At 39.6% G+C, this 10,722-nt stretch carries 7 protein-coding genes; 3 read left to right on the top strand and 4 right to left on the bottom strand.

All coding sequences use genetic code 11. From position 1 onward, the window contains the following. Positions 1–1,304: 1,304 nt before the first annotated feature. The gene (eno, locus tag BACPLE_RS05455; protein WP_007559646.1) at positions 1,305–2,585 is read right to left on the bottom strand and encodes a phosphopyruvate hydratase; all 1,281 of its coding nucleotides are present in this window, start codon (positions 2,583–2,585) and stop codon (positions 1,305–1,307) included. Between the two features lie 164 nt (positions 2,586–2,749). Further along, positions 2,750–3,328 (bottom strand): rubrerythrin, encoded by a 579-nt coding sequence (gene rbr, locus BACPLE_RS05450; RefSeq protein WP_007559642.1) that lies wholly within the window; start codon positions 3,326–3,328, stop codon positions 2,750–2,752. 347 nt (positions 3,329–3,675) lie between these two features. Between rbr and BACPLE_RS05445 the strand changes: the two genes are divergently transcribed. Next, positions 3,676–5,370, top strand: coding sequence for a SulP family inorganic anion transporter (locus BACPLE_RS05445; protein ID WP_007559640.1), 1,695 nt, complete (start codon positions 3,676–3,678; stop codon positions 5,368–5,370). A 223-nt stretch (positions 5,371–5,593) separates the two neighbouring features. Here BACPLE_RS05445 and BACPLE_RS05440 read toward each other — a convergent pair whose 3' ends face one another. Further along, positions 5,594–7,636 carry a helix-hairpin-helix domain-containing protein gene (locus BACPLE_RS05440; RefSeq protein WP_040312436.1) on the bottom strand — a complete coding sequence of 681 codons (2,043 nt, stop codon included), beginning with the start codon at positions 7,634–7,636 and terminating at the stop codon, positions 5,594–5,596. An 80-nt stretch (positions 7,637–7,716) separates the two neighbouring features. Between BACPLE_RS05440 and BACPLE_RS05435 the strand changes: the two genes are divergently transcribed. Beyond that, positions 7,717–8,322, top strand: coding sequence for a DUF4294 domain-containing protein (locus BACPLE_RS05435; protein WP_007559636.1), 606 nt, complete (start codon positions 7,717–7,719; stop codon positions 8,320–8,322). 53 nt (positions 8,323–8,375) lie between these two features. Here the strand turns inward: BACPLE_RS05435 and BACPLE_RS05430 are convergent, their stop codons facing one another. Next, on the bottom strand, positions 8,376–8,921 hold the full coding sequence (locus tag BACPLE_RS05430) for an RNA methyltransferase (RefSeq protein ID WP_040312435.1): 546 nt from the start codon (positions 8,919–8,921) through the stop codon (positions 8,376–8,378). Between the two features lie 451 nt (positions 8,922–9,372). On the opposite strand from BACPLE_RS05430, the gene nadA reads away from it, so the two are divergent. Continuing rightward, positions 9,373–10,365: a quinolinate synthase NadA gene (nadA, locus tag BACPLE_RS05425; protein WP_007559633.1), complete on the top strand. Its 993-nt coding sequence runs from the start codon at positions 9,373–9,375 to the stop codon at positions 10,363–10,365. The last annotated feature ends 357 nt before the right edge of the window (positions 10,366–10,722 follow it).

Below are 10,722 nucleotides of genomic sequence, written 5' to 3'. Positions count from 1 at the left end.
CGTTCGCCGGCAATTGGAAGCAGCTTCATCCCGCTGCCCATCGGACTAGCATGTATGCATCTGTAGCTAGCGCCCCGCGTGAGCGAGGATCAAACTCTTCAAATAAAATATTTTTCCCTCCCTTTCGGTATGTTTTTCTTTCTGTTCAGAAACCCGATTTTTTTCTTTTCCTTGTCAGGGGGGGATTGTGACGGTTGTCTTCCGTTCATCCATATATACATTATATAAAGGACTACTTCTTGTACTACATCCTAGTCTGTTTATCTAAAGTCTTTCAAAGAACTATCTTTTCTCAAGCTCCCGTTTCAGCGGGAAAGCGTTTGCAAAGGTAAGGCGTTTTTTCGTAACCTCCAAATTTTTTCGAAAGTTTTTTTGAAAAAATTTTTCAGAAGGTTTCAAGAAGGCGTGCGGCTTACCCTTTCTCGCTCCCTTGCTCATCTGCAAGGTAAGATACTCGGTGCAGCATCGGCACTCTCTTCCGTAGCCTCAGCTTTACTCAGTCTGTCATCTTCAGCGGCTCTCCCTCTCGAAAGCGGTTGCAAAGGTACAGACTTTTTCCTTTTCTGCAACTCTTATGGCACACTTTTTTGAAATATTTTTTCAGGGGTTTATCTAACTCACTGATTTACTTTATGCTATAAAGCATATTTTTTATCATCATGCGAAAACGGATGTGAAATGACCTACATTATATAACTCGTGCGTACGCGTACGTGTGCGCGAATGGATGCAGGGAAAGTTTCACGAAAGACTGAAAAAAATAGCTGCAAAGCCTGAAACTGCGCACAAAGTCCGGCAGACGGAACGGAATTTTTACACGGACAAAAAGGAACTTTTTACGTTTCCGCTACGAAAAACCTACGGCTCCGCAACGCAAAACGTACGGTTCGCACGGCGGAAACATACGTTTCGCCGAAGGAAAACATAAAAATAATGGAAACGTTACGAGATTTTCTACCCGAGGTTTGCAAAAAAATTGGCTCCAAATGAAAAAGAAAAAGACGGCTGATACGGATTCTCCGGCAGGAGCAGGAAAACAGCCCTTCACATAAGGGCATAAAAAAAGGAGTTCCGCTGAACTCCAACCTTTGTTAACCTTAAATCTAATACTATGAAAAACACAGTACAAAAGTATTTATTTTATCTGAAATAGCAAAACCCAAGACTAAAAAACAATGTTTTACAACATACATTAACTACCAAGACGAAATATTCAATGTGGTTAACAAATTACATATTAAATACAAAAAATGCAGAAACGATTCCGTTTCTGCATTTCACATTCACCTAATATTACACCAGATTCACTTTATACGCTTATATCCATATACGGCTAATTCACCCAATTCCTCTTCGATACGAAGCAACTGATTATATTTCGCCATACGATCGGAACGGCTTAATGACCCAGTCTTTATCTGGCCACTATTGGTAGCTACTGCAATATCCGCAATGGTGGCATCTTCTGTTTCGCCGGAACGATGAGAAGTAACCGTAGTATACCCATGGCGATGGGCCATTTCAATAGCATCGAGTGTCTCACTCAAAGAACCAATCTGATTTACTTTGATAAGAATGGAATTGGCACATCCCAGTTCTATACCTTTCGATAAGAATTCCACATTGGTCACAAACAAGTCATCTCCTACAAGCTGACAACGATCTCCAATCCGCTCCGTCAGTTTCTTCCATCCCTGCCAGTCGTTTTCACTCATACCGTCTTCGATAGAGTCAATCGGATACTTATTAATCAGTTCTTCCAGATAAGCCACCTGTTCATCTGAAGTACGTTTCTGACCACTGGCTCCTTCAAAAATCGTATAATCGTACACTCCATCCTTATAAAACTCAGAAGAAGCACAGTCCATTCCAATCATCACATCCTTTCCTGGTACATATCCTGCCAGTTGAATAGCTGATAAAATAGATTCCAGCGCATCTTCCGTTCCGTTCAATGCCGGAGCAAAACCACCTTCATCTCCTACAGCCGTACTTAATCCACGGTTGTGCAACACTTTCTTCAAAGCATGGAAAACTTCCGCTCCCATACGCAAACCTTTACGGAAAGAAGGAGCACCTACCGGACGAATCATGAATTCCTGGAAAGCAATGGGCGCATCACTATGTGAACCTCCATTGATAATATTCATCATCGGCACCGGCATCACAAAAGTATTTACTCCTCCAATGTAACGATATAAAGGAATGTTCAGATAAGCTGCTGCCGCTTTTGCCACTGCCAAAGAAACTCCCAAAATGGCATTAGCTCCGAGATTGGATTTAGTAGGCGTACCATCAAGTTCGCACATTTTCTTGTCAATTCCACGCTGATTCAGCACAGACCATCCCTCCAGGGCAGGAGCAATTACATTATTTACATTATATACAGCTTTCAACACACCTTTACCTCCGTAACGTTTGGCGTCCTTATCACGAAGCTCGAGTGCTTCATGTTCACCTGTAGAAGCTCCTGAGGGTACAGACGCACGCCCCATGATTCCAGACTCCAGTCTCACTTCTACTTCTACAGTAGGATTGCCTCTCGAATCGAGTATTTCACGACCTGTAATTGATTTAATTTTCATATTCCTATCATTTTAAAATTCTGATATACAAAAATGAGAAGTTCCTGCAAGGCATACAATACCTTGAAATAGGTATTTTGTAAACCTGACTCTCTGAAACAAAAAAGGACTGTAACTGAAAAACAGCCACAGCCCTCTTCTGTCATTTATGCAATCAAAATGGATTAGTAATTATTTTTCTTTACTTCGAAATAAGCTTGTGGATGCAAGCAAGCCGGACATGTTTCAGGTGCTTCTGTACCTACATAAATATATCCACAGTTACGGCACTGCCATACCACTTCTACATCTTTCTTGAATACTTTATCATCTTCTATATTCTTCACGAAAGCCAGGTATCTTTCTTCATGTCCTTTTTCAGCAACAGCAATTTCACGATACATCTTAGCGATAGCCGGGAAACCTTCTTCATCTGCAATGTCAGCAAATTTCGGATAATCCAAGCTCCATTCTTCATTTTCACCTGCTGCTGCAGCTTTCAGGTTTTCCAATGTAGTACCGATTACGCCGGCAGGATAGCTGGCAGTAATTTCTACCATTCCACCTTCCAACCACTTGAACATTCTCTTGGCATGTTCCTTTTCCTGATCTGCAGTTTCCATAAAAATAGCAGAAATCTGCTCGAAGCCTTCCTTCTTTGCTACACTGGCAAAATAAGTGTAACGCATTCTTGCCTGTGATTCACCAGCAAAAGAGATTGCCAAATTTTTCTCAGTTCTTGTTCCTTTAATGCTTTTTCCCATATCTATTAGTTATTAAGTTGATGAATAAATTACGTTTTTAAGTTCACATTGCAAAGGTAGCAATTTTATTCAAATTTGAAATCATTACAATTTTATTTTCTATTTTATTAACGCTTTAATAAAACCTGGATTTATTCATAAAACAAATTTGAAGGAGAAAAAGTTCTTGAAAACAAGTCGTAAAATATCCCTTATCCTATCTCATATACACTGAATAAGAAACAAATAATAATTCAAGTTTCTATTTCAGAAAATATTTTAAAATATAATTAATAGAAAAATCGTCTGAATTCGAGAAAATATATACTTTTGTGCTTCTTTTTAAATTAGTAACATTTTTAAGATAGATGAAAGGATTAGAATTTAGACCAAAACTTTTCACAATGATGAAAACTTACACCAAGGCCGATTTTATGACCGACCTGATGGCAGGTATTATTGTGGGAATTGTAGCTTTGCCTCTGGCCATTGCCTTTGGTATAGCCTCTGGAGTAAGTCCGGAAAAAGGTATCATTACCGCCATTGTAGCCGGCTTTATCATTTCTTTTTTAGGTGGAAGTAAAGTACAGATAGGCGGACCGACCGGAGCGTTTATCGTAATTATCTACGGTATTATTCAGGAATATGGTATCGACGGACTGATGGTTGCTACCATGATGGCCGGTGTACTCCTTATATTATTAGGCATATTCAAACTGGGAACCGTTATCAAATTTATTCCTTATCCTATTATTATTGGTTTTACCAGCGGTATTGCCGTTACCATCTTTACTACCCAGATTGCCGATATTTTCGGACTTGATTTTAAAGGTGAAAAAGTACCGGGCGATTTTATCGGAAAATGGATTCTTTATTTCCATCACTTCGATACGGTAAACTGGTGGAATGTCATTGTTAGTGTAGTCAGTGTATTCATCATTGCCATCACTCCCAAGTTCTCTAAAAAAGTTCCAGGCTCTCTGGTAGCCATCATTCTGGTAACTGTAGGAGTTTACTGCCTGAAATTGTATGGAGGAATTACTTGTATCGATACCATAGGCGATCGTTTCAGCATCAAAGCACAGCTTCCGGAAGCAGCCGTTCCGGCACTTGACTGGGAAGCCATCAAAAATCTGTTTCCTGTAGCCATTACCATTGCTGTATTGGGAGCCATTGAATCTTTACTCTCTGCTGCAGTAGCCGACGGTGTTATCGGTGACCGCCATGACTCAAATACGGAACTTATCGCACAAGGTATTGCCAACTTCGTATCACCTATATTCGGAGGTATTCCTGCTACCGGAGCTATCGCCCGTACCATGACAAATATTAACAACGGTGGAAAATCGCCCGTAGCCGGTATTGTACATGCAGTGGTATTATTGCTTATCTTACTTTTCCTGATGCCGTTGGCACAATATATTCCGATGGCTTGTCTGGCTGGTGTATTAGTTATCGTTTCCTATAACATGAGTGGATGGAGAGTGTTCAAAGGATTGTTGAAAAACCCCAAATCGGATGTGGCAGTCCTGCTTATCACTTTCTTCCTGACCGTTATCTTCGACTTGACCGTAGCCATTGAAGTAGGATTAGTAATTGCCTGCGTATTGTTCATGAAACGTGTAATGGAAACCACCAAGATTTCTGTAATTACCGACGAAATCGATCCGAACAACGAATCTGATTTGGAAGTACACGAAGAACACCTAATAATTCCACAAGGTGTAGAAGTATATGAAATCAACGGTCCGTATTTCTTCGGTATTGCTACCAAATTTGAAGAAATCATGTCTCGTTTGGGCGACCGTCCGAAAATCCGTATCATCCGTATGCGAAAAGTTCCTTTTATTGACTCTACAGGTATACACAACCTTACCACCCTGTGTGAGATGTCACAAAAGGAAAACATCCACATCATTTTGTCGGGAGTCAACGAAAAAGTACATAAGGTACTGGAAAAATCAGGATTCTACGAATTGCTGGGAGAAGAAAATATCTGTAGCAATATCAACGAAGCCCTGGAAGTAGCCACTCGAGAGATCGCAGAAATAAACGCAAAATAAAAGGTTAAAAGAATAGCTCCTATTCTGTTAAAATCCAAATAGGGTTTAACAAAATAGGAGTTTTCTTTAAATCATGTTATAAAACAGTATATTTTAGGTCGATTACTTGGATTATTCCCAGAATTCCGTACCTTTGTATTGTGTTTTTCATAGTATTAGATTTAAGGTTAACAAAGGTTGGAGTTCAGCGGAACTCCTTTTTTTATGTTCTTACTTCAGAAAATCACCACTTCAACCGAATTTGAAACTGTAAATCATACTTATTGTTTCCCTGTATTTCTTCTGCTCCCGAACTGATGGCTGACCGATCTCTATAGTGCGTCCATCCCCATTTAACTTGAAAAGTCAAACGCTTTTTCCAGTTATAATCCATAGTCCAAGCCCATCGCTCTCCTCTTCCATACAAAGACATCATAGAAAACGCATACAACAGCCCTTGCTCGTACATATACACTCGCAATGTATAATCCTGCGTATGAAACCAAATACCGCTTAGAGAAGTCCGCAACGAAAGACGAGGAATATCCACCTTCATACTACTACCCAGTACCCAGCCGTTAGAAGCCTCCCGTTTCAACACTTCCGAACGCACATATTCCACAACTGTTTTCCACCGCAAAAAACTCAATGGTGAATAAGTCAGCTGATAATGTAATCTTTGCCGGATATTTGGTAATACCAGCTTACTTTCTTCCGTATCCTGATAGTTCTTAGCCTTGTTTTTATAACTATACTTTATCAACATATCCAGTGAATTTAACGGTGAATAAGATGCTTGAAACACGCCTTCCATTCCTATGGTCCTTTTCTTATCTACCAAGTAACGATACCATGGAAAATAAAAGAAGTCACCGTAACATAACAACTTAATTCTGCTTAACAAGCTTGTTTCCAAACCAATAAAAAGTCCCGTTTCATTTTGTATCCTGGAATTCTCTCCAAATCCGTTTGCGTATAAACTCTGGTATTTTTTGTCATAGTATCTGTTGATAACTATCAAAGAAGTATTCACAACCGGTGAATAAGTCAGCTGATTCAAGGTGGCAATCTTTCCCTGCTTATCTACCGCCGTTTCACCAGAGAATACAAATTTCCCTTTATACCATTTATAATTCACTCCTACGTTATAGAAATATCTTCCACGAGGATAATAACGATTGTACAACCGTTCCACCGGATTTAACACCTTGTTGAAAACATTATAAACAGCCGTAAATCCACCTTCAAAATATTTACCATCATAAGTTAAATTACTACCAACTAAGGTGTTAAATACGGCATTCTTCTTTTCCATATCTTTCTTCAAACGATGATAGCCATCAGTTTTCAACGTAGTTATACACTTATTATCCACCGTAGCATCCTGATTACGGAAAGAAACAAAACCTGTTAATAACCAGCGATTCTTCCATTTCCAGGAAGCACCTGCTCCCTGCAGATAATTCGCTTCATTCATGGAAGTATATTTGCTCAACCCTTTCCCTGCACGATTTAATGTGGAAAAGGAAGTGTATTTTCCCATACTAAACCCCATGTTCATCACCAGTCCATATCCAAAACTGGCTTTGTAGTTTCCTAATACCAGCGTATGCAACTTGCCGAAATCATTTAACTGAACAGAGGCATTGTAAAAATCGAATCCTTTCCGGTTATAAAGATTGAAGAACGGTTCTCCCGCATCCTTTTCTACGACCAAACTTACATAAACTTTCTGCTGAAACTGAAATTTGTATCTCAGGTTCAAATAATACGGATCTCCATAATACCGTTTCGAAGCAAATTTTTCCTCTTCCCCCAAGGGAATATCCGCATACCCCGCCTTTTCATTTAAAGGAATATCTGTCCGCATCCAAACCTCCTGCTTATTGTATTTCCACAAGTTTTTCCAAGAAAATGCCTGTTTTTCCACCGAATTACCCACATATACAAAATCCTTCAAGAAAGTTTGAGTCTGCTTATCCATTCCTTCCACTCCCCATAATTCATTCAAACTGACCAACGGTCCGTATTTATACACATAGTAAAGAATATTTTCCACCATTTTATCAGATAAAAAAGGCAACTGTTCCAACTCTTCCTTCGTTACCGTATTAATATTAAACGGATGTTCAGCCAATTCACTCAAGTTTTCATATAGTTCTTCCCAGGAAGACAAATTTGCCTCTTCTCCAATCTGTTCCTCCCATTCCATCCAGGCAGACTGGGCACATACATTTAAACAGGTAAAAAACGCTGATACACAAAGAGAAACATACTTTTTCCACATGTTATTCACCAAGTTATACACATACTATAAATACGTTAATTATATCACGTAATCTGAATATTATTTCTATTTTTGCGGGCATGAAGACATGTTTTTACATACTCATCTTCTTTGGGCTAAGCTTCCTTTCAGAAATTCATGCCCAACAAGTATCTCCTGTTACATCCGGTAAAGGATACAGAGTTCCCGTATGCGTTTATGAAGGAGACACTATACCTTGTATAACGCTGAGAAACATTTACGTTTACCCAAAGCTCAAGTTTAAAAACAAAAGACAGGAAAGATATTACTATAAACTGGTGAGGGATGTAAAAAAGACGCTTCCTTTGGCCAAAGAAATCAAGCGGGCAGTCATCGAGACATACGAATACATGGAAACGCTCCCCAACCAGAAAGCCAAGGAGCAACACATGAAGATGGTAGAAAAAGGATTGAAGGAACAATACACCGCCCGCATGAAGAAACTGACTTTTTCACAAGGAAAGCTGCTTATCAAACTGGTGAACCGTGAATGCAACCAATCATCTTATCAGCTGGTGAAAGCTTTCATGGGACCTTTTAAAGCGGGATTTTATCAGGCATTTGCAGCCCTATTCGGGGCTAGCCTAAAAAAAGAATACCATCCTGAAGATGACGACAAGATGGTAGAAAGAGTAGTTACACTTGTTGAGAATGGACAACTATAACTATGTAAATCAATAAATTAACAACATATTAATAAGATATTCACAGGTAGTGTTCAACGCAGTTTAAACAGTTTATGTGCAAATTCCCATATCATAATGCCTGCCGTTACAGACACATTCAGGGAATGCTTTGTACCGAACTGAGGTATCTCAATACAACCGTCGCACATGTCTACCACTTCCTGCTGCACACCTTTCACTTCATTTCCCAATACAATGGCATATTTCCGGCCTTTCTCCAGTACCAGTTCATCCAGTAATGTACTTCCGGCACACTGTTCGATGGCCAGCACTGTATATCCGTCATTATGAAGTTCATTTACAGCATCTTGCGTATGCTTAAAATACTTCCAGTCCACTGTATATTCCGCTCCCAAGGCCGTTTTGTGCATTTCCGGATGAGGAGGCGTAGCCGTAATGCCACAAAGATAAATGCAGTTCACCAGAAACGCATCAGAGGTACGAAACACCGCACCTATATTGTGTAAGCTGCGAACTTCATCCAGTACCACTACCAACGGTAACTTATCTACTTCCTTAAACTCCTCCACCGTCAGGCGGTTCATCTCCGTAATCTTCAGTTTTCTTAATTCAGACATTTTTCGTATATTTGGTATGCGTTTGCCTGCAAAGATAAAAACTATATTCATAACCTTGTTGAAAACGGTGGAAAAGGTGTAAAAAACGCGCGCATAGAAAATGAAAATTATTTCTTGCATTATTCCACAAATAGATTATAGCACGCTCAAAACCAACAATCCAAAAAAGTTAGAGATAATTTTCACTGACAGTTTAAACACATTCTTCCCGAATTTTCAGGAATGAATACACGAAAAGTTTTTAACTTTGCAACGTATCAACAAATTGTTAATAGAATAGATAAAATCAAAATTATCAATATGTAAGCATGTTTATCAGTTATTCATATCCTCCACCCGAATGCTGATAACGGAAAAACAAAAAAAAGGGTGTTATTTTTACTAACATTATTAACGGGATATTATCAGTATCATTGTTTCTTTTAAAAAGAAGAAAAAATATAATCTAATAATGAAGAAAGAAGAATGGTTGAAAAAGGGTTATGTGGATGAACCCGTAGAAAAAGCGCTTGATCTGAAAACGGAGATCAAAAGACTGTGTCGTGAAAAAGATGCCGTAATCCTAGGCCACTATTACCAGGCAGACGAAATACAGGAAATAGCAGACTTCATTGGAGACAGTCTGGCACTGGCTCAGTGGGCTGCCAAAACGGATGCAAAGATTATTGTGATGTGTGGGGTACACTTTATGGGTGAAACCGCCAAGATACTTTGTCCGGACAAAAAAGTGTTGATTCCCGACTTGAATGCCGGATGCTCTTTGGCCGACAGCTGTCCGGCTGATAAGTTTGCTGCTTTCGTAAAAGACCATCCCGGTTACAAGGTAATCTCGTATGTCAATACAAGCGCTGCCGTCAAGGCGGTGACTGACGTGGTAGTGACATCGACCAATGCCCGCCAGATTGTGGAAAGTTTCCCGGAAGATGAAAAACTGATTTTCGGTCCTGATAAGAACTTGGGAAATTACATCAACTCTATCACCGGACGTCAGATGCTGTTATGGGACGGTGCTTGCCATGTACATGAGAAATTCTCTGTGGAAAAGATTATCGAATTGAAAAAGCAGTATCCCGATGCACAGGTATTGGTTCATCCGGAATGCAAGGGGGCTGTGGCCAAATTAGCAGACAAAATCGGTTCTACAGCCGGATTGCTGAAATACGCTATGGCCAGCGACAAGAAAGACTTTATCGTAGCCACAGAAAGCGGTATTCTGTATGAGATGCGGAAAAAATGTCCGGAAAAGAACTTTATTCCTGCGCCTCCTGAAGACAGCACCTGCGCTTGCAACGAGTGCAACTTCATGCGCCTGAATACACTTGAAAAGTTGTACAATACCCTGAAATACGAATGGCCGGAAGTCAATGTGGACGAAGCCATCGCTCAGGAAGCCATTAAGCCTATTCAGAAAATGTTGGAAATATCTGCCAAGCTGGGACTTTAAAAAGTCTCAGCTTGCTTGTTAATGGCTTTTAAAGCAAGAATACAGCTTCTTAATGTATGTTATAAAACACATGTAAACGCACACAAAACTTGCATAATTCCAGAAAGTCCGTACCTTTGCATCGTGTTTTTCATAGTATTAGATTTAAGGTTAACAAAGGTTGGAGTTCAGCGGAACTCCTTTTTTTATGTCCATACGTTTCTTCTTTTCCTCAATATCGTGTGATAAATGTGCTGATGCAAATGCGATAAATCAAAAATGAATCATCGTTTTTTATGTTTTCCGGAGCTGAACCTTACGTTTCCGGTAAGAAAAATGTATGTTTCTGCTTCCGAAAACATAGGTTTCTCATAAGTG

It is taken from the genome of Phocaeicola plebeius DSM 17135, assembly GCF_000187895.1.
Lineage (GTDB): Bacteria > Bacteroidota > Bacteroidia > Bacteroidales > Bacteroidaceae > Phocaeicola > Phocaeicola plebeius.
The sequence above is the reverse complement of the archived record's forward strand: the minus strand, read 5'-3'. Positions and strand labels throughout refer to the sequence as shown.

Bases quoted from the DNA above. Each gene is read 5' to 3' on its own strand.
- eno (WP_007559646.1), bottom strand. From the start codon at position 2,585: ATGAAAATTAAATCAATTACAGGTCGTGAAATACTCGATTCGAGAGGC.
- nadA (WP_007559633.1), top strand. From the start codon at position 9,373: ATGAAGAAAGAAGAATGGTTGAAAAAGGGTTATGTGGATGAACCCGTA.
- BACPLE_RS05445 (WP_007559640.1), top strand. From the start codon at position 3,676: ATGAAAGGATTAGAATTTAGACCAAAACTTTTCACAATGATGAAAACT.
- BACPLE_RS05440 (WP_040312436.1), bottom strand. From the start codon at position 7,636: ATGTGGAAAAAGTATGTTTCTCTTTGTGTATCAGCGTTTTTTACCTGT.
- BACPLE_RS05435 (WP_007559636.1), top strand. From the start codon at position 7,717: ATGAAGACATGTTTTTACATACTCATCTTCTTTGGGCTAAGCTTCCTT.
- rbr (WP_007559642.1), bottom strand. From the start codon at position 3,328: ATGGGAAAAAGCATTAAAGGAACAAGAACTGAGAAAAATTTGGCAATC.
- BACPLE_RS05430 (WP_040312435.1), bottom strand. From the start codon at position 8,921: ATGTCTGAATTAAGAAAACTGAAGATTACGGAGATGAACCGCCTGACG.